This is a genomic window from Chitinophaga deserti, from assembly GCF_003149455.1.
GTDB classification, from domain to species: Bacteria; Bacteroidota; Bacteroidia; order Chitinophagales; family Chitinophagaceae; genus Chitinophaga; species Chitinophaga deserti.
This window is the reverse complement of sequence record NZ_QFFK01000002.1, coordinates 571,182-589,988: the sequence shown is the minus strand read 5'-3', so window position 1 is coordinate 589,988 and position 18,807 is coordinate 571,182. Positions and strand designations below refer to the sequence as shown.

General features: G+C 51.1%; 14 protein-coding genes. 1 reads left to right on the top strand and 13 read right to left on the bottom strand.

Features of this window, described 5'->3' with window-relative positions; all coding sequences use genetic code 11:
• Nucleotides 1-41: 41 nt before the first annotated feature.
• From DEV76_RS06490 to DEV76_RS06455, 8 genes are all read right to left on the bottom strand, one after another.
• Nucleotides 42-614 (bottom strand): Crp/Fnr family transcriptional regulator, encoded by a 573-nt coding sequence (locus DEV76_RS06490; RefSeq protein WP_109696294.1) that lies wholly within the window; start codon nucleotides 612-614, stop codon nucleotides 42-44.
• Between the two features lie 81 nt (nucleotides 615-695).
• Nucleotides 696-1,724 (bottom strand): type IX secretion system ring subunit PorN/GldN, encoded by a 1,029-nt coding sequence (gene porN, locus DEV76_RS06485; protein ID WP_109696292.1) that lies wholly within the window; start codon nucleotides 1,722-1,724, stop codon nucleotides 696-698.
• Nucleotides 1,725-1,745: 21 nt separating this feature from the next.
• Nucleotides 1,746-3,284, bottom strand: coding sequence for a type IX secretion system motor protein PorM/GldM (gene porM / locus DEV76_RS06480; RefSeq protein ID WP_109696290.1), 1,539 nt, complete (start codon nucleotides 3,282-3,284; stop codon nucleotides 1,746-1,748).
• Nucleotides 3,285-3,340: 56 nt separating this feature from the next.
• The gene (porL, locus tag DEV76_RS06475) at nucleotides 3,341-4,075 is read right to left on the bottom strand and encodes a type IX secretion system motor protein PorL/GldL (protein ID WP_232826892.1); all 735 of its coding nucleotides are present in this window, start codon (nucleotides 4,073-4,075) and stop codon (nucleotides 3,341-3,343) included.
• A 122-nt stretch (nucleotides 4,076-4,197) separates the two neighbouring features.
• A complete protein-coding gene (gene porK, locus DEV76_RS06470) occupies nucleotides 4,198-5,481 on the bottom strand; it encodes a T9SS ring complex lipoprotein PorK/GldK (RefSeq protein ID WP_109696286.1) in 1,284 nt (427 codons plus the stop codon).
• A gap of 406 nt (nucleotides 5,482-5,887) precedes the next feature.
• Nucleotides 5,888-7,930 carry a thioredoxin domain-containing protein gene (locus DEV76_RS06465; RefSeq protein ID WP_109696284.1) on the bottom strand — a complete coding sequence of 681 codons (2,043 nt, stop codon included), beginning with the start codon at nucleotides 7,928-7,930 and terminating at the stop codon, nucleotides 5,888-5,890.
• Nucleotides 7,931-8,452: 522 nt separating this feature from the next.
• Nucleotides 8,453-9,229, bottom strand: a complete 777-nt coding sequence (locus tag DEV76_RS06460) for a uroporphyrinogen-III synthase (protein ID WP_232826890.1) — start codon at nucleotides 9,227-9,229, stop codon at nucleotides 8,453-8,455.
• Nucleotides 9,230-9,267: 38 nt separating this feature from the next.
• Complete coding sequence (locus tag DEV76_RS06455; protein WP_109696280.1) at nucleotides 9,268-10,260, bottom strand: DUF4271 domain-containing protein; 993 nt, start codon at nucleotides 10,258-10,260, stop codon at nucleotides 9,268-9,270.
• Nucleotides 10,261-10,381: 121 nt separating this feature from the next.
• Here DEV76_RS06455 and hemW point away from each other — a divergent pair, with 121 nt between their 5' ends.
• Complete coding sequence (gene hemW / locus DEV76_RS06450) at nucleotides 10,382-11,506, top strand: radical SAM family heme chaperone HemW (protein WP_109696278.1); 1,125 nt, start codon at nucleotides 10,382-10,384, stop codon at nucleotides 11,504-11,506.
• Here hemW and DEV76_RS06445 read toward each other — a convergent pair.
• The 5 genes from DEV76_RS06445 to DEV76_RS06425 form a co-directional block, all read right to left on the bottom strand.
• Nucleotides 11,503-12,522: an NAD(P)H-dependent glycerol-3-phosphate dehydrogenase gene (locus DEV76_RS06445; RefSeq protein ID WP_109696276.1), complete on the bottom strand. Its 1,020-nt coding sequence runs from the start codon at nucleotides 12,520-12,522 to the stop codon at nucleotides 11,503-11,505. The genes hemW and DEV76_RS06445 overlap by 4 nt on opposite strands.
• 138 nt (nucleotides 12,523-12,660) lie before the next feature.
• Nucleotides 12,661-14,058, bottom strand: a complete 1,398-nt coding sequence (locus DEV76_RS06440; protein ID WP_109696274.1) for an efflux RND transporter periplasmic adaptor subunit — start codon at nucleotides 14,056-14,058, stop codon at nucleotides 12,661-12,663.
• A gap of 30 nt (nucleotides 14,059-14,088) precedes the next feature.
• A complete protein-coding gene (locus tag DEV76_RS06435; RefSeq protein WP_198651960.1) occupies nucleotides 14,089-15,543 on the bottom strand; it encodes a TolC family protein in 1,455 nt (484 codons plus the stop codon).
• 149 nt (nucleotides 15,544-15,692) lie between these two features.
• Nucleotides 15,693-16,355, bottom strand: a complete 663-nt coding sequence (locus DEV76_RS06430; RefSeq protein WP_109696270.1) for an ABC transporter ATP-binding protein — start codon at nucleotides 16,353-16,355, stop codon at nucleotides 15,693-15,695.
• 30 nt (nucleotides 16,356-16,385) lie between these two features.
• Nucleotides 16,386-18,800: an ABC transporter permease gene (locus DEV76_RS06425; RefSeq protein WP_109696268.1), complete on the bottom strand. Its 2,415-nt coding sequence runs from the start codon at nucleotides 18,798-18,800 to the stop codon at nucleotides 16,386-16,388.
• Nucleotides 18,801-18,807: the final 7 nt, after the last annotated feature.

The window sequence follows — 18,807 nt, the reverse complement described above, 5'->3', positions numbered from 1 at the left end:
TAAGCCGGCCTGCGGGATGAAATCTTTGCCTGCGCCAAGATTTATAACCGGATACCTCCCAGCAATTTGCTGAAAGTTGCAGGGTCGATACCGAGGTAGGAAGCAAGATATTTATGTGGTATCATTTGGAGTACGTGCGGGCTGCGTGCCAGCAGGCGTCTGAATTTCTGCTCCGCACCCAGGGTCTGGATTTCTATCAGCCGCTCCATCACACCCGCCATGGCATGCATGGTACCCAGGTGAATCCATCGGGCAATGGAGGGGTGCTGCTGCATGAGCCGTTGCACATCGTCGTAAGAGATCCTTAAAAATGCACTTTGCGTAAGCGTTTCGAGGTAATAACGGGAAGGCTGCCGGAGAAAGAAGGAATCAATGATCCCTGAAAAGGAACCGGGGTAGGAAAACATCAGGGTGGCTTCTTTCTGCCCTTCTGCAAGCGCGAAGGCACGCTGCAACCCGTCTGTCACATAATACGTATACCGTTCCGTATCGCCTGCGGCAGTGAGCACCGTTTTCCGCTTGCAGGCGATGGGGTGCCAGCAGGCAGCCAGATCTTCCCAGACTTCATCGGTAAGCGGCACTAGTGCTTCTATGGCGGAACGGAGTTGCTGCATGGTTGCAAGATATAAAAAAACCGCCCCGGTTTCCCGGAGCGGCTTCTCATTATTGTTCGCAGGATTTGAACGAATGGGAGATTAGTATTCCCACAGGTCCTGCTCTTTGTTAAAGATCTTGTCTTTGATGGCCTGGCCTTCCAGGAGGCGCATCACACCGTCTTTGATGTAATTGCTGATCTCACGGTTGAAGGCGTTCTTTTCCTTAACCACATAGGAGGCAAAGAAGCGCATTTCGAAGAGATCTTCCCAGGTCATGGTAGAGGCGTCGTTATTCTGGTTATATACGTCGTATTTGGCCAGAACAGGGCGCAGATCGGGATAATAGAGCCAGAACAGGGGGATGGTGGCACGTACGGACCCGTCGTCGTTGATACGGGAAACCATAGGCGCGATGCCGAGGATGCGAACCTTCAGCGCGGAGGCTTCCTGGTCAAACACCCAAACTTCCTTGATCTTGTACTGCTTGATCGTTTCAGGGTTGAACTCATCCCGGATCGTTACGTTCTTTTCCTCCCCGGTTACAGGGTCTATGCTGCGAACGGTCCTTTCTTCGCCCGAAAGCTTGGTCTGGATCTCGTCGTAAGTCATAAGGGTGCTGAAACGGTCGTCGATCGGACTGAAGGCTTCCACTTCCTTGTTTTTGATCGCTGCGAGCAGGATATTGATCAGGAGCTGGTTTACACCTGTCTCATCTTCCACGTTGTACTGGAAGGGGAGGTTCATCTTCTCACGCACATCAATGATCTGCCAGATCTGTTTTTCCCAGAACTTGTCATCTTCACGGATGTGGTCGTAAGCGATGGGCACACGGTCGCGGATAGGGCTCTTTTCAGATACCCCGTCTATACGCAGCGATTTACGCGGCGTATCTACCGGTGTTCCCACACCGTCCTGACGGAGGGATGTTGGTGCTGTACCAGCGGGAGCCGCCGGAACGTTTACCGGGTTGCCTGTAGCCGGGTTCGTAACGGGTTGTTGCGGTTGAGCCTGCTCGGGGGGAGGATTCTGCGTCCTTCTTCCCGTGCGGCGCTGCGCATCTGCCGAACCGGCAAACAAAACCACCAATAATGCGCTCAGGCTGATCCTTTTCAATATTACTGCTTGCATAGCCAGTAACGGTTTTAATCGTTAATTGATCTTGAAGTTTACGTTCGGCATGGTACGCACCCTGCCGTCCGGCCCTTTCACCTTAATGTTATCGAAATACACCTGGTCGCCGGGCTTGATTCCGCGGATAGCTCCCTGCAGCTCAGGGTTGGAAGGCCACATTTCTGAAGTAGCATCTCCCTCGGAATAAGGACGGTTGCGGGACTCCACACCCATACGGTAGCCTACTACTGCGTAGCGTACACCGTCGAATACGAAGTCTTCCAGGTCGGCACGGAGGCCTTGTTGTACTTTAAATTCAGCAGCCTTCATGGTGGGGCCTTTGGAAAGACCAACCTTGATAGAAGGATCGGGCACGTTTTTCACGCGGAACTCTTTGGTAGCGAGGGTTTTAACCTGGCCATCCACTTCGGCAGACACTGTTACGGTGGCTTTACCGGTAGAGTTTACGGTTACTACGAATTCACCTGCACCTTTTTTGGTGATCTGTCCACCGCAACCGGCGATCGTAGCATTCACCTTTTCTGCAGGTACGCCGGCAGCGGTGATGGAGATCGGGTTTTGCAGTGCAACATACATCACGTTCATCTTATCAGCAGAGATGGAAGTGGCGGAAGCGCCTACTTTGTAAGACTCGCTGAAAGGACGGGTGATTACTTCGCCATTGGGCTTGGTCAGCTGTACGGTACCGGAAATGGTATGTTCGCCGATTGCGCTCAGGGGCAGGTTAAATTCACCTTTACCATTTGTCGCAGTCACGGGAGTACCGTTGATCACGATGGTAGGGTTTACGGTGCTGCTGTATGCGCCCATCACTACGGTAGCCTTCAGGGTCTGACCGGGAGTGAAGTTCTTAGAGTTGAGGGATACGAATGCATCGAGCTGATCGAATACGAAGTCGTTTTCAGAAACTTCTTTCATCAGTTTGTCGATGATCATGGCCTCAGAGTTCTTGATATCGTTCTGGAATTTGCTGAGGAGCGTTACCACGGCTACTGCGGGCACAGAGTTAAAGTGGTAGGTAGTCCAGTTCTTTTTCACCAGGCCTTTCTGATCGGGTTCCACTATACGCAGGGGAAGGTTGGCTTCGAAAGCCTGACGGTCTTTCGGGTTGATCAGGGAGAGGAGTTTTGTGCGCAGATCGGTCAGTTGCTTTTGCAGCTCCGGACCTTTCTTATCATTTTCCATGATGCGGGTAGGCGCTTCGGTTTCTCCTTTATTGGAGATCTCACCATGTTCATCCAGCCCGCCACTTGCATCGATAATTTTTTTCTTGAGTGAATCAATATAGGTATAGGCGTCTGCGGACAATTTCTTCACCTGTTCGGCCTTGTCTTTCAGCGGGCCCACTTTTGCAGCATCAGACTGCATCAGTTTGGTGAATTGTTTATAGGTCACATCGTTCTTGTTACCGATCGATGCGTTAGAGTTAATGATAGAGTTATTTACGATATCGAATGCGTTCAGAATCTCGGCGGATACGTTCAACGCTAACATTGCAGTAAGTACCAGGTACATGAAGTTGATCATCTTCTGCCTGGGATCTTTAGGTAATGCCATAGTAGTCTACAAGTTTTAGAATTGAATGTCTCTTGTTAATTCACTATTGCGTTACCTTATCTGCCTTGCATTGCAGTGAGCATATTGCCGTAAACGGTATTCAGGTTGCTGAGGTTGCGGGCCAGCAGGGTGATTTGCTCCTGTGTTTTCTTCGCATCATCAACACTGCCGCTCATGGCTTTGGAAGCGGTGAGCAGGTTACCGTAGAAGCTGTTCATTGCTTTCAGGTGGTTATTGGTATCCTGCAGTTCCAGTTCGTAGATAGCGTTCAGGGAAGCCAGATTTTTGGTCATGGACTGAACCTGCTCGTGGAAGTTGCGGGTGGATTCGGAAGCATTGTTGAAGGTAGATACGGCAGCGGCTGCATTGGTATATGCCTGCGTTACAGAACCGATAGCGGTAGCTGCTTCACGGGTTTTCTGCGTGTAATCACCGGTTGCGGCAACCACATCAGAGATATCGCGCATTTTGTCGACAGTAGTACCCAGTTTAGTGAAGTTGTCGCTCAGGCGGCTCAGGTTAACCGGAGTGATGTCAGCTTCTTCCAGCATCTTGTCCATTTTTGCAAGGGTAGGGCTGCCGGCAACTGCTACACCGGCGGGAGCCGCAGGAGCGCTGCTATCAGGAACGAATGCATAAACAAAGAAGATGAGGGCTTCCACGCTGAGACCGAGGATCAACGCAAAGTCTGCGCCAGGCCAGTGCTGCAGTTTAAAAAGCGCTCCGATGATCACCACCGATGCGGCGATACATACAAAGAAATTAAGCCATTTCGCTGTGTTAGGATTCATAGCCATAGGTTAAAATTTAATTTTATGGGTGATTAAAAGGTAAAAAGCTCGATGCATGCTTGCTGTGCTCATAATGATAGATTTAACGATAGGTTTCATCACCAAGATTCAGCTATTTATTCCTATTTCCTTTTGTTGAAATCGTTTTTGGAACGGCTCAGGAACGCAATGGTACAACGGAAGCCGATATAGGACTTCGCACTGTCCTGGTACTCGTAAGAACGGGTACCGTTCTGCAGAAAGTGGCCGATATCTTTCCAGCTTCCTCCGCGGATGGTTTTACGCTTCATCTTCGGCGGCGCATTGTCGGCAATGTCCATCCGCAGATAAGGGTTCATATCGGAGGTGAAGGAATAGGCGTTCTGATAATAAATGTCCTGCGTCCATTCTGCTACGTTACCGGCCATGTTATATAAGCCGTAATCGTTAGGCCAGTAAGCGTCGGCACGTACAGTGTAGAAACCACCGTCTTCCGGATAGTTACCACGGCCGGGCTTGAAGTTGGCGAGGAGACAGCCCTTCTTGTTGCGGATGTAATAACCACCCCAGGGATACGGAGCCTGCTCACGGCCGCCGCGGGCTGCATATTCCCACTGCGCTTCAGAAGGCAGCTGGAATTTATCTTCCGTGAAAAGTTTCTTGGAAGAGCGGTAATCGTCCCAGAATTTAGAACGCCATTCGCAGAATGTATTCGCCTGGTGCCAGTTAACCCCTACCACCGGATAGTTGTCGAACGCCGGATGCCAGAAGTACATACGCGTCATGGGCTCGTTGTAAGCATAAGAGAAGTCACGGATCCAGCAAAGCGTGTCAGGATAAATGGCCACGTCTTTACGGTCGATGAACTGAGAACGCGGCTTGTCTTTGTTCTCACGCAGCTTCGCTCTGTCCCAGTTAAACCGCTCTTCATGATATTTCAGCTTGCGCACGTCGATCTCCACACGGCCGTACAAACGGTCCTCTGCGGAATACATCATCGCGTCGAGCTTTTCGTAAGTCGATTTGTCTTTCCAGTTAATCTTCTGCTTCCAGTCCACATAGTCCACCCCGTTATCATTCTTCACATGCCCCATCAGTACGTGGGCCATAGAGTCAATCACCCAGTTCACAAACTGACGGTATTCGTTGTTCGTGATCTCGGTGGCATCCATGTAAAAACCGGAGATGGAGATAGACTTATTCCTCGCTGTGAAAGAATAATTCACATCCTCATCATTCGGCCCCATGTGAAAAGTTCCTGAAGGAACATAAACCATTCCATAAGGTACGGGGGGAGTGTACTTCGGCCTGGGACTAACGCCTATCAACTGACCCTGTGCGTTTTTGGCGGACTTCCCGCCACCGCAACTGGCCAAGAGCACCGGCAGCAGCAGAACCAACAGCCCACTACAATAATTAAGCTTCATAAGGGTGACTTTCATTAGAATACGTTTTTTCTATACCTGCCAGATGCTTCTGCCAAACGCCAAGACACCTTCTACAGTCACACTTTTCACCTGGTTGTATCACAGAAAGATAGCAAATGTAATGATTATTTTTAATCCGTAGTATGTTTTCTCCCAACTTTTTCTACCACACATTTCGAGGCTACGCAATATAGTAAAACGAAGGTTTTAACATTTTATTATGTCTTACTCCCCTTACGCTGTTATTTTACCACGGCGCCTTACGGCCTACGATCCACCGTAAAGACTTACCTGTCAAGTCCATACACGCATTTACAATAAATATAATATTTATTTGGAAATTCTCAATGCCTGTTTTTCCTCCTAAACGCTAATTTATCAAAGGGAATGCAATTTACAACAATTCTCATATTAAATTATTGATTTCCGATATATATTCTACGGGGCGCTCACAACGATATTCCCTGCATATGTATATCAATGTTTTACCTTCCACAGCCCTTCCGGCCAGCAAAGGCAGCCCTTCCACATCACCTTCCGCACCCAGCATCACCTTATAAGGCAGGTATAAACTGTTCAGCTCCCGCATCCGCTCCAGGTATGCCGGCCCGGTTACCGCCAGCTCAGGTTCGCCCTGCACCAGGCGGAGCACCATCCCAGCCCATACGCCGAACGATGTAGGGTACCGCATTACGGTTTGCCCCAGTCCGCCCGTCATAGCCAGCGCCCTTTCGGCCCAGCTCTTCTCGTCATAAACAATGGACAGATGCCAAAGGTTATGCGCCATCACGGCGTTGCCACTCGGTACCGCTCCGTCGTAAATTTCTTTCTTTCTTACAATCACATCACTTTGTCCGGCTTCGGTGTAAAAGAAATAACGCCCGGCGTCGTCTCCGAATTGTGCCGTTACATAGTTTGTAACAGATTTTGCTTCCTGCAGCCAGGCGAGGTTTCCCGTAACTTCCTGTAAAGCAATGAGCGCGCGGATCAGCGCCGCATAATCATCGAGGAATGCAGGATACCTTGCATCGCCATTTTTGTAGGTGTGCCAGAAGGCCGGCGTATCACCACGGCGCATTTTGTCCAGCACCAGCCTCATTGCCCGCTCCGCCATCTGCACATACTTCTCTTCTCCCAAAGCCCCTGCAGCCTTGCAGAGCGCATGTATCATCAGCGCATTCCAGCCCAGCAGTATTTTATCATCCAGCCCGGGCCGCACCCTTTTAGCCCGTGCTTCCAGCAGTTTGGGACGGCTACGCTCCACGATTGCCTCCAGCTCTTCAGGACTCATCGCCAGTCCGGCAGCTACTTCCGCAAGGGGCCGCGGCATCCAGAGGATGTTCACATCTTCCCAGTTGCCATGGCGGCTCACATCGTAATAAGCGCAACAGGCAGGCCCGTCGTCTCCTAAAACTTCCAGTATTTCTTCTTCGCTCCACACGTAAAACTTCCCTTCCACACCTTCCGAATCGGCATCCAGCGCGGAATAAAACCCGCCTTCGGGCGATGTCATTTCCCTTTCAATGAAGCCCAGCGTTTCCTTTACAGCCCGCGCGTAACGCGGCTGCCCGGTAAGCTGGTAAGCTTCGCAGAGCACATCGGTCAGGAGCGCATTATCGTAAAGCATCTTTTCAAAATGGGGCGCCAGCCATTTCTCGTCGGTCGAATACCGGGCAAACCCTCCGCCCAGCTGGTCATTGATGCCGCCATCGATCATTTTATCGAGAGAAAGCAGCGCCTGTTGCAGGGCCGCTTCATCTTTCTTCATCCGGTAATAGCGCAGCAGGTACTGGATGGAAAAGGTTCCCGGGAACTTGGGGGCCCTTCCGAACCCGCCCCATTCTTTATCCGCCTGTCCAAGTACCGCCAGTGCCATGGAATCGCATTGCGCCATGGTAAACAGCTCCTCTTTGGGGATAAGGCTGTTCACGGCCTCTAAACCGAACTGGTTGCTGTTTTCGAGGTGCTGTGTGAGATTAGATGCCTGTTGCTCTATATCCGCCCTTTTCGTCTTAAAAGCGTCGGACACTGCCAGGAGCACCTCTTGCCAGGAGGGCCTGTTGTAAGCCGCTGCCGGCGGGAAGTATGTACCACCGTAGAAGGGCTGCCGGTTGGGCAGCAGGAACACGTTCAGCGGCCAGCCGCCCTGGCCCGCCATCGCCTGCAGGGCATCCATGTAGATATGGTCGATATCCGGCCGCTCTTCGCGGTCTATTTTGATGTTCACAAAATGCTCGTTCATGAGGGCAGCGGTTGCTTCATTCTCGAAGCTCTCGCGCTCCATTACATGGCACCAGTGGCAGGCGGCATAACCGATGCTGACGAGGATGGGCTTGTCTTCGCTCAGCGCCTTTTCAAAAGCTTCCTCGCCCCAGGGAAACCAGTCTACCGGGTTGTGCGCATGCTGCAGGAGGTAAGGACTGCTTTCTTTCGCTAATCTGTTTGCCATGTTCCGTGATTTTACGCGAAAATAAACCAGGTCCCTGTTCAAAAGCATAAGTCAGTCCTTTTTTTTATGCCTGTCCACCCTCCGCCTGCGATGCACATCTTCCCCACTCCTGCCTCCATTGCGGCAAGCCGCAGGGTTGCCCGGGGCGTACTTCCGGTTTAACCCAAGGGTAAAGCGGAACAAGTAAAGGCTTAAAGTATGTATATGTTGCCTATATAAAAGCTATATATACCCATGCTGGTGGCGGCTTTGGATGGCGTTGATATACATTATACCTACTTTAAACCTGCTTTATCCCTTAATTAACCATACAGTATGCAAGGGGTTCCCCCGAATTAAACAGCAGTAAATGGAGCACCTCCCAACTGAAGGCTGCAAAGATGGGCGGCAGCGGGCGGAGCGGAAAATATATGGAAGGAAGGAAGTATGGCGGAATTTACCCCGCCGGGCTGTAATCGGCGGGTATAAAAGAAAAAGGCCGCCTCAGGGTGGAGGCGGCCTATATAGCTGTTTAAAGACTTACTATTTTTTGAGACCCTGCAGGAATTGTTCCAGTGCGGCTACCATAGAGGGGGCCTGCGGTGCGGGGGCTTTCACATCAAGCTTCAGGCCTGCTTCTTCCACGGCAGCGGAAGTGGTGGGGCCGAATGCGCCGATGCGGGTGCCGTTCTGTTTGAATTTGGGAACGTTTTCGAAGAGGGATTTAACGCCGTAGGGGCTGAAGAACACGATCATGTCGTACTCAGTTTTCGACATCACCTCCTTTACATCGTTCGATACGGTTTTGTACAGAGACGCTGTGGCATAATCGCACTTGCTGGATTTCAGCCAGGCCTCAATGTCGTTCTTCTGGCTGTCGGAACTGGGGAAAAGGAATTTCTCATTTTCCCGGTGTTTGTTCATGACTTCCAGGAGGCTTTTGGTGGTACCATCGGCCCCGTAAAACACTTTACGCTTGCGGTAAAGGATAAATTTCTGGAGATAGAGGGCTACTGCTTCGGTAATGCAAAAGTATTTGCATTCCTGCGACACTTTGACCTTAAGTTCCTCACAAATACGAAAGAAGTGATCTACTGCATTCCGACTGGTGAAAATCACTGCGGAATGATTGACAATATCTACCTTCTGTTTGCGGAACTCCTTACCAGGAACACCCTCTACCCGAATGAACGGAAAAAAGTCCAACCGGACGTTGAATTTCTTTGCGAGGTCGAAATAAGGTGATTTCTCTGTTTCTGGCTTAGGTTGGGAAATTAGGATCGTCAGTTGTTTTTCCTCTTTTTTTGGCCCGCCTTTCATCATACGAATTTGCTCTTGTGTTAACAATGTCGGAACCCTTACGGATTACCAGTTAACCAAAGTAAAAGTACCTTTGTGATTATTAAAACCGGCACTACTTCGAATGCGCAAAGGTAAAGAAAAAAATGCAATTTGCTGAAGGAGAGATATTGACGAACGAGCGAATATGACCTTACGTACCTGTATACAACCAGTAATACTATAAAGAATATCGATATATAGAGGCAAATACTGGCAATTTCAGGAGAACAGAAGGCCAAAACCACTAAAAACGGCGCCAGCAATATCCCCAGCACCTTATTGATCAGGTAAAGGATAAAAACGTATGCATCGATCAGCTCTTCGTTCCCGAACAGCCATCCGCAAAACCTCAGCACCACATACTTCACGAAGTAAATAACCCCTACCAGCACCATAAGGCCCGGTATAAGCATCCACGCTATCGCATCCGTCGGGTAATCGAGGCGGTACATGAGCAGGTACAGGTACAGGCCAAGACTGATAACAAAAAAGAAATTCAGGAGAAAGTTAGGGAATGGCGACTGCGACAACTGATCCTTCAACTGCCGCTGGCTCAGCGTGGGGTTGAAGAAGGCGCGGAACATGTCATTGAAATACTTGAGGTAGGAGCTGCGGATAATACCCAGCAGGAGGATAACGCCCGCCACGAGGTACACCAGCCAGTCCTGCCGCCTGTCTTCCCTCACGGGGTTGATATCCAGCAATACCGTTTTCCCTTTTCTGGACAGGAAAGTATTATCCCTGAGGAGCGCCTGCATCACGGTATCATAAGCATGCACTTTAGGCGCAGCAGGGAGCAATGAGTCCGCAGCCAGGGCCTTTACCGAGTCGGCCACAGGAAGAACGGCCTTATGAGCGGAATCTGGCTTAACTTTGTGCGTGGAAGCTTTCTGTACAGTGCTTTTGTGCACAGCCGCCGGGGCCTGCTTCGCAGCCGCGGGCTTTTTCGCAGCACTGTCTGCCTGCGCCATCGTTTGAAGGACGCCGGTAATCAGAAGCCATATCAACATCCAGGTTCGCAACGGTCAAAATTTTATAATGCAATTAACTTTTCCAGATTCAAAAATATCAACAAAACTGACATGTATTTTCGAGGTTTGCAAATTAATCTCAAAACTTTCTTAAGCACGCATGGCCGGAATCTATCTCCACATACCGTTTTGTAAGAAGGCTTGCCACTACTGCAATTTTCACTTTTCTACTTCGCTTCAGCTGCGTGATGAAATGGTGGATTGCCTGGCCGCCGAAGCGGTGCTCCAGCGCGCTTACCTTGGTAACGAGCCCGTGTCTACCCTCTACTTCGGGGGCGGCACTCCCAGTCTGTTAGGCCCCGCTGCCATCCAGCGCCTGCTGGATGTTTTGCGCGCCAACTACAACGTGCTTCCCGATGCGGAAATCACCCTGGAAGCCAACCCCGACGATCTCACCCCTGCCACTCTCCGCGCCTTCCGGGAAACCGGTGTAAACCGCCTCAGTATAGGCGTACAGTCGTTCTTCGACGAAGATCTGAAGTGGATGAACCGCGCCCACCAGGCCTCCCAGTCGGTAGAATGCCTGCAGGAAGCCCGTGCGGCAGGGTTCGGGAATTTCAGTATCGATCTCATTTACGGCGGCCCCACTCTCACCGACGAGCGCTGGGAAGCCAATATCAGGCAGGCCGTGGCCCTTAACATCCCCCACCTCTCCTGCTATGCCCTCACCGTGGAACCGGGCACCGCACTGGACCACTTCATCCAGCACCATAAAATCCCCGCTATCGACCCCGACCGTGCCGCCAAACACTTCGCCATACTCATGGAAGAGCTGGAAAAAGCCGGTTACGAGCATTACGAAATATCCAACTTCGCCCTCCCCGGCATGCACTCCCGCCACAACAGCAGTTACTGGCAGGGTAAGCATTACCTCGGCCTCGGCCCTTCCGCGCACTCCTTCAACGGCGTATCCCGCCAATGGAACGTGGCCAATAACCCGCTTTATATCCAGAGCCTTAAGAAAGACACAGTGCCTTTCGAAATTGAAATGCTGAGCCCCAGTATGGCCCTCAATGAGCATATCATGATTTCTCTCCGCACATCAGCGGGTTGCTCCATGGTAACTGTGGGTGAGCGGTTCGGGGCAGACAAAAAAGACCAGCTCCTCGCTGCCAGCAAAGAGTTTATCAGGAAGGGATGGATGCTGCAAAAGGAGGACCGCCTTACCCTCACACGCGAAGGCAGGTTTTTCGCTGATGGCATTGCTGCCGCGCTTTTCTTTTAGATCAATCCTTTTTCCAGTTCAAGGAATGCTTCTTCGGGATGTAATTGCTCCCAGAGGATGGCGAAGATTTTTTGTGCAATAGGCATATAAGCCCCTATGCGCCCGTTAATTTCTGCGATGCAACGGCTGGCATAATACCCTTCCGCGATCATGTTCAGCTCCAGCTGTACGGCCTTTACGCTGTAGCCTTTGCCGATCATGTTACCGAACGTACGGTTGCGGCTGTGGAGGGAATAGCAGGTTACCAGCAGATCACCGAGGTAGGCGCTGGCATTGTAGTTATGCGCCATGGCTTCGCGGCCGCTGCCGGCTTCGAATTGTTCGTACTTTTCGAGGAACTCCTGCATTTCGCGGAAGCAGTTGGTGATAAATACACTGAGGAAGTTATCGCCGTATTCAAGCCCGTGCGCAATACCTGCGCCCATGGCATAGATATTCTTCAGTACGGCTGCGAACTGCACTCCTGTTACATCGCGGTTCACGATGGTTTGCAGGTAGCTGTTATTAAACAGCGTGGCGATAGCCTCGGTTTCCACCATATCCAAACCCGAGAAGGTGAGGTACGACAGCTTTTCGTTCGCTACTTCTTCTGCATGGCAGGGACCGGTGATGGTGAAGTATTTTTCCGCAGGCACGTTGAAGCGGTCTGCCAGATAATCGTTGATGAGCTGGTTGGTAACCGGTACCAGTCCCTTAATGGCAGAGATCACCATTTTCCCTTCGAACGCATTGGCCGGGAGTTGCTCCAGCACTGCGGGAAGGAAAGCCGATGGTACGGAAAGGATAACGATATCGCTGGCGGCCACTACGTCTGCCGCGCGGCTGCTGAGGGAAATTAAACTGGTATCGAAGTATACGGAAGTGAGATAATGTTTGTTGTGGTGGCGCAATTGCATGTGACGGATGGTGTCTTCGTTGCGTATCCACCAATGGATATGGTTATTGTTGTCTGTCAGGATCTTGGCGATTGCGGTAGACCAGCTGCCGCTTCCGATGATGCCGATGTGTTGAGCCATGCGCTTCTGTTCCGTTTGATTGGCCGCAAGGTACGTAAATTCAACCTTACAGCAGGGCTGTGCCTTGTATTGCGATGTATCCCAAAATAAAAGGGGCGGCTCGTGAAAGCCGCCCCTGTAGTATATCTCAGGTGATAATTACTTGGTTGTCTCGAACAATTCGGAACGTGGTACCACCTTTACTTTCTTCCCGTTTTCCAGCGTGCGCGACACGGCGGTATACGGTCCGCTCACTACGCTTTCCCCTACCTTCAGGCCGGAGGTGATCTGAATATTATCATCGTCCTGGATGCCGGTGGTTACCGGGCGCACCTGCACCGTGTTATCGGGCAGCAGCACGAAAACAACTTCCTTGAAGTTCTGCCGCTGCTGGTTGCCTTCCTTGTTAGGGCCATTGGCATTATCCCCGGAATTTTTTTCCTTCGGGCCTTTCGCCGGAGCCTTTTCCTTTTTGGCGGTGTCAGACAAATCGCGGGTAGTAACTGCGTTGATAGGGATGGAGAGCACGTTCTTTTCGGTACGTGTCTGTATATCCACATTGGCGCTCATACCGGGGCGGAAAGGGAAGCGGCGGGGATTCGCAGGATCCAGAAGATCCTTATAAGAGTCGCGCAGGATGCGGATCCTTACCACATAGTTGGTAACCTGTTCTGCCGAAGATGTAGAAGTGCTGGATGCAGATGCCGCACCTTTGGATGAGCTGGCGATCTGTGTTACCAGGCCTTTGAACTTCCGGTTGGTATAGGCATCCACTTCAATGAGCGCGGAATCGTTCACTTTTACTTTCGGGATATCGTTCTCCCCCACATCTACCTGTACTTCCATGGTAGACATATCGGCGATGCGGAGCATTTCCGTACCCGACATCTGCCCTGTACCTACCACGCGTTCCCCTTCCTCTACGGAAAGGAGGCTCACGGTGCCGCCTGTAGGCGCTGTAATGGTAGTACGGCTAAGGTTCTTATTAGCTTCCGCCACGTTAGCCTGTGCACTGGCTACGGCGAATTTGTTGGCATTGATACGCTGGCTGGCCGCGTTGTAGTCAGACAGGGCAGCTTTATACGTAGCATCAGCAGTTTCAAACTCCTGACGGCTGATTACTTTCTCTTTGTAGAGCTGGTTATTTCTGTCGAAGGTAGCTTTTGCCTGATCGAGCCGGGCTTTGAAAGCGGCGAGGGCCGCGGTGGAATTAGCCAGTTCGGCCTGCGTTTGAGACAGTGAGGCTATCTGACGGTCGCGGTTGGAGGCATAAATATCCGCGTATATGTGCGCCAGCGTCTGGCCTTTATTAACGGAATCCCCTTCTTTTACCAGCAGTTGGGTGATTTCTCCGGAAACGTCGGAGCTTACTTTCACTTCCACTTCCGGATAAATTTTGCCGGAAGCCGATACGATTTCGATGACATCTTTATGCGAAGCCTTGTCTACAGCTACTTTCAGCCCCTCATCCTTTCCGGAGCCGCGCACCAGGGCAAATACGACGATAAGGGCTGCCAGCGCCCCTATCCATATAAATAGTTTTTTCCTTTTCTTCATATACGCTTTGTATTACTGTGTCTTGGAACACTACAGCGTAATTTTCTGATCGCGATAGAATTCCAATAGTTTAACCTTGAATATATAATCGTAGAGGGCAGATACACGTTCGATCTGCGCTTTAAATAAGTTTGTTTGAGTGGTTACGTACTCTACGGTGTTCATGAGGCCTACGTTAAAACGTTTGGTTGCGAAGTCGAACGCTTTCTGTGAGGCATTTTCCGTAGTGATGGCGGCCTGGTATTTCTGGTATGCGCCAACGGCATCGGCATGTGCGGTATAAACATCCTGCCGGAGCTGAAGGCGGTTAATGTCGAGCGATAGTTTCCTGTTTTCCAGTTCAATTTTGGCGCGCTCCACGTTGCCGCGCAGCTGCCAGCCGTTGAAGATAGGGAAGCTAAGTGAAACACCAATGTTCTGACCAAAGTTATCGGACAGCTGGCGGCCCACGGTATACTTCCGGGTGGCGCGGTTATTAACGCGGTCGAAGGTGAATACGGTATCGAGCGGGTTGGATTTGGGGAAGCCGATGCTGGAAACGTACGTCACCCAGTTATCCGGACCAAACTGCTCGTACCTCATACCGCCTGCCAGCCTGGTATCCGCTCCGGCATTGGCACGAAGCCGGGGATACATGGCTCCTTTAGCGGCGGCCAGTGATTTATCTGCGGATTTAACCCGCATTTCATCTGACCGGTATTGCGGCTGAATGTTCAATGCAGAGCTGAAAATCATTTCCGGCGTATTCTCCGTGAGGTTGATCACCGGGAGGGCGGCTACATTTTCAGGGATGCCAGGCGTAAAGGGTACTTCAAATCCCAGGTTCAGCAGCGCTTTCATCTGGAGCGTCCGTAATATAGCGGCATTCTCTGCGGTAACGAGCGTAGAGCTGTCGCGCGCCAGCTGTGCTTCCAGATCGGCCTGGTTGCTTTCAGGAACAGAGCCCGCCAGCACCAGCTTCTTTGTATTCTCCAGCTGCGCCTTGCTCAGATCTACCTGAGAACGGCTGATCTTTACCTGCTCCTGTGCCAGAATGATCTGTAAAAAGGCATTGGCTACGTTTACGCCCATATCATTCCGTGCTTTCTCCAGCAGGTAGTTTTGAGCGTATACTTCGTATTTGGAGGATGCTACAGTATTCCTTTTGGAAAACCAGTTAAACAGGTCGGCCCCGGCAGATAAACCGAGACTGGCATTGAAAGTTGCCTTGTTATCGAACTGGTTGGTAGTAATGTTGATAGACCGGCCGAAGATATAGCCACCGCTGGCAGAACCCTGCAGGGTGGGCAGCATAGACATGCGGTCGGTTTTCAGCGTCAGCTCTGCCAAACGTTTGTTCAGCACGCTTTGCTGCAGCGTGAGGTTGTGGGCAAGGGCGTATTCGTAACAACGCTGGTATGTCCAGGCTTCTTCCTGCGCTCTGGCAGGTTGCACTGCTATTAAGAATGCCACAATCAGGGCGGTTGTAACGAACGTCGTTTTCATAGCCGGACGAGAATATTTGAATTGTTGTGATACCATGCCGGTTTCCTGATTAAGAGGCACATGTTTCCTGAGTGCGGCAACGGGCCACACGAATTTAAGGCAAAACATCATATGATGAGTTTTTAGCTTCCGGAAAAATATCGGGCGGGTTACTGAAGCTTCCCGTCCTTAATCTGAATAACCCGGTTGCCGTAGCCGGCGTTCAGGTCTGAATGGGTTACCTGGACGATGGTGATGCCGTCCTTTTTATTGAGTTCCGAGAACAGTTCCATGATCTGGCGGGCCTGGTCTGAATGGAGATTGCCCGTTGGCTCGTCCGCGAAAATTACAGAGGGCTCGGCCACTATGGCCCGTGCAATACCCACCAGCTGCTGCTGGCCGCCGGAAAGCTGGGTAGGGAAAAGGTCTTTCTTGGCCACCATGTTAAAACGGTCAAGTATATCCGCAACACGGCTCTTCCGCTCTCCCGAGGGCACGTTCTTATACAAAAGCGGGGTTTCAATATTCTCATACACCGTCAGCTCATCGATCAGGTGATAGGCCTGAAACACGAACCCGATGGCACCCCGGTGCAGTTGCGTTCTTTTCTTGTCGTTCATCTTATGCACCGGCTCATTCTGGAAAAGATACTCCCCTTCAGACGCATCTTCCAGCATCCCCAATATGTGCAGGAGGGTCGATTTACCGGAGCCGGAAGGCCCCATGATCGACACAAACTCCCCCTGCCCTATTTCCAGGTTCACTTCTTTCAAAATTTCGTGCTTGCCAAAACCTACAGGATAATGCTTTGTGATATTGCGCAATTGTATCATGATCTGAATGTAATTTTTTTTCGGTAAATACTATTCTGTCCGCAGGGATTTCACCGGGTTCATCAATGCAGCCCTTACACTCTGGAAGCTCACCGTTAGTGCGGCAATGAGCATAGCCAATCCGCCCGCCAGTACAAACACGCTCCAGTGAATATCAGTTCTGTAGGCAAACTCCTTCAGCCACTGGTTCATGAGGAAATATGCAACCGGCGATGCAATGAGGATGGCCAGCCCTACCAGCAGCAGGAAGTCGCGCGAGATCAGCGCTACCACACCCGCGGCACTTGCCCCCAGCACCTTACGGATGCCTATTTCACGGGTGCGCTGCCCAATAATGAGCACGGCCATGGCAAAGAGGCCCATACAGGATATTATGATCGTAAGCACGCCGCCGCTGATGAAGATCTTGGTAAGCGTGGCTTCCGTACGGTACTGCCGGTCGGTATTCTCATTCACAAACGAGCCTATGAAGGGCGTTTGCGGCGCGGCACGGTTCCAGGCAGCAGCTACCCTGTCCATAGAAGCAGCAAGCCCGCCGGGCGCTACCCGAACGAATATATAGCGTACGTTATCGCTCCCGTTCAGTACATGCATCAGCTGCGGTTCTATTTCCTGACGGAGGGATTTAAAGTGATAATCCTTTACGATGCCCACTACATGGTATTCCGTAGGGTCCTCGTCATCCAGATGGAAGCGGAAACCTACCTGGCCTTTGCCGGGACCAAACTGTCGTGCCATCTGTTCATTGATCACGAACCCGTTGGAGTCTGAGGCCATGGCGGTTGAGAAATCACGCCCGTCTACCAGCTGAAGGCTCATGGTTTTTGCATAGTCATGATCTATTCCCAGCCAGTGCGCCTTCAATTCCCTGCCTTCGGAATCCCAGGTGATGATGGAGGTTGACGCGCTCCCGTCCAGCCCCATACCAAAGTTGGCATTGGCGCCTGTCATGGAAATAATTCCCGGCTGGCCTTTCAGATCGGCCCGGAGGCGCTCCAGTACGGCTTTCCCGTTTTCCTTCGGCCCTACCGGCACGCTGATCACTTCGCTGGTGTTATAGCCCAAAGGTTTATTCTTCAGGTAATCCATCTGCCGCCAGGCTATCAGCGTGGCAATAATGAGCAGGCAGGAGAATACGAACTGGGTTACGATCAGGGAGTTGCGGAAGTAATTCGTTTTGCCGGTGGTCATCTTCCCTTTCAGTACCATAAGCGTTTGTGCCCTTGCCATAATTGCGGCGGGGTATCCGCCAGCCAGGCCCGTTACCACCAGCAGGGTGATCACGATACCGGCGATGAATTTAGGCTCCAGGAGCAGCGAGAAGCTTACGCCTGATTTGAACAGGGCATTATATCCCGGCAGTAAAAGATAGGCTATCAGCGATCCTATTAACAGCGAAATCAGGAACAGCAACAGGGCTTCGCCCCACAGCTGCAGGCTTAACTGCCATTTGCCGGCCCCCATCACTTTACGCATGCCTACTTCACGGGCACGGGTAAAAGAGCGGGCAAGGGTAAGATTCACGAAGTTGATGCTGGCAATAAACAGGAGGAAGGCTGCAATGAAGAGCAGCATCAGTACCAGCATTTTCTTTTCACCCCCCAGGTTGCTGTGCGGGGAAAAATGCACTTCTCTCATGGGGATGAGTCCCAGCAGCTGGTAAGCTCCGTAATCTCCGGGCTTTGCCCCGCCGTTCTTCTGCCGGGCTATATCTTCCCCGAAATACTTTTCAAGGAAGGCCTTACTGGCACGCCTGATTGTTTCAGGATCTGTACCAGGCTGCAGTTCCACGAAAGTTTCGAGGCTTACATTAAACCAGTTATTGTTATTGGTAGTATAATCGGGGTGGTTTTCCAGCCGTATCAGGGTTGCATAACCAACGCTGGAATTTTCCGGCGCATTCTTCAGAATACCCGTAACGGTCAGCGCTTTCCATGTATCTCCTGTTTTCAGCTCCACCTGCCTGCCAATGGGGTCTGAATCTCCGAAAAGCGTAACAGCGCTCTTCTCAGATAATACGATGTCGGTAAGCCCGAGTTTTGCCTCCCCTTTCACAACCGGGAAGCTGAACATATTGAAGAAGGAAGGCTCCGTGTATATTGTCGAAATAGATTTAAGCTCGCCGTTAACACGCAATGCAACCGAGTTGTTCCCCATACGAACGCTATTCACAATACCGGGCATTTCCGCCTTCAGCGTTGGCCCCATGGGGTGCGGCATATTGGGCATGTAAGAGATCTTTTCAGGCTCATGCAGTACTTTACTCACACTATATAGCCTGTTCCCCTTTTCATGGAAATTGTCGTAGGAAAACTCCTTATACACCGTCATGCACAACAGCATGGCCGCTGCGATAGCAACAGAAAGCCCTACAACATTTACAAACGTTATCTGTTTGGCTTTCCAGATATTCCGGAATGCGATTTTGATATATGTCTTCCACATAAATAGC

What these genes read in the sequence shown, in the direction of transcription:
- DEV76_RS06490 (WP_109696294.1), bottom strand. Translation starts at nt 614, where the DNA reads ATGCAGCAACTCCGTTCCGCCATAGAAGCACTAGTGCCGCTTACCGAT.
- porN (WP_109696292.1), bottom strand. Translation starts at nt 1,724, where the DNA reads ATGCAAGCAGTAATATTGAAAAGGATCAGCCTGAGCGCATTATTGGTG.
- porM (WP_109696290.1), bottom strand. Translation starts at nt 3,284, where the DNA reads ATGGCATTACCTAAAGATCCCAGGCAGAAGATGATCAACTTCATGTAC.
- porL (WP_232826892.1), bottom strand. Translation starts at nt 4,075, where the DNA reads ATGAATCCTAACACAGCGAAATGGCTTAATTTCTTTGTATGTATCGCC.
- porK (WP_109696286.1), bottom strand. Translation starts at nt 5,481, where the DNA reads ATGAAGCTTAATTATTGTAGTGGGCTGTTGGTTCTGCTGCTGCCGGTG.
- DEV76_RS06465 (WP_109696284.1), bottom strand. Translation starts at nt 7,930, where the DNA reads ATGGCAAACAGATTAGCGAAAGAAAGCAGTCCTTACCTCCTGCAGCAT.
- DEV76_RS06460 (WP_232826890.1), bottom strand. Translation starts at nt 9,229, where the DNA reads ATGAAAGGCGGGCCAAAAAAAGAGGAAAAACAACTGACGATCCTAATT.
- DEV76_RS06455 (WP_109696280.1), bottom strand. Translation starts at nt 10,260, where the DNA reads ATGTTGATATGGCTTCTGATTACCGGCGTCCTTCAAACGATGGCGCAG.
- hemW (WP_109696278.1), top strand. Translation starts at nt 10,382, where the DNA reads ATGGCCGGAATCTATCTCCACATACCGTTTTGTAAGAAGGCTTGCCAC.
- DEV76_RS06445 (WP_109696276.1), bottom strand. Translation starts at nt 12,522, where the DNA reads ATGGCTCAACACATCGGCATCATCGGAAGCGGCAGCTGGTCTACCGCA.
- DEV76_RS06440 (WP_109696274.1), bottom strand. Translation starts at nt 14,058, where the DNA reads ATGAAGAAAAGGAAAAAACTATTTATATGGATAGGGGCGCTGGCAGCC.
- DEV76_RS06435 (WP_198651960.1), bottom strand. Translation starts at nt 15,543, where the DNA reads ATGAAAACGACGTTCGTTACAACCGCCCTGATTGTGGCATTCTTAATA.
- DEV76_RS06430 (WP_109696270.1), bottom strand. Translation starts at nt 16,355, where the DNA reads ATGATACAATTGCGCAATATCACAAAGCATTATCCTGTAGGTTTTGGC.
- DEV76_RS06425 (WP_109696268.1), bottom strand. Translation starts at nt 18,800, where the DNA reads ATGTGGAAGACATATATCAAAATCGCATTCCGGAATATCTGGAAAGCC.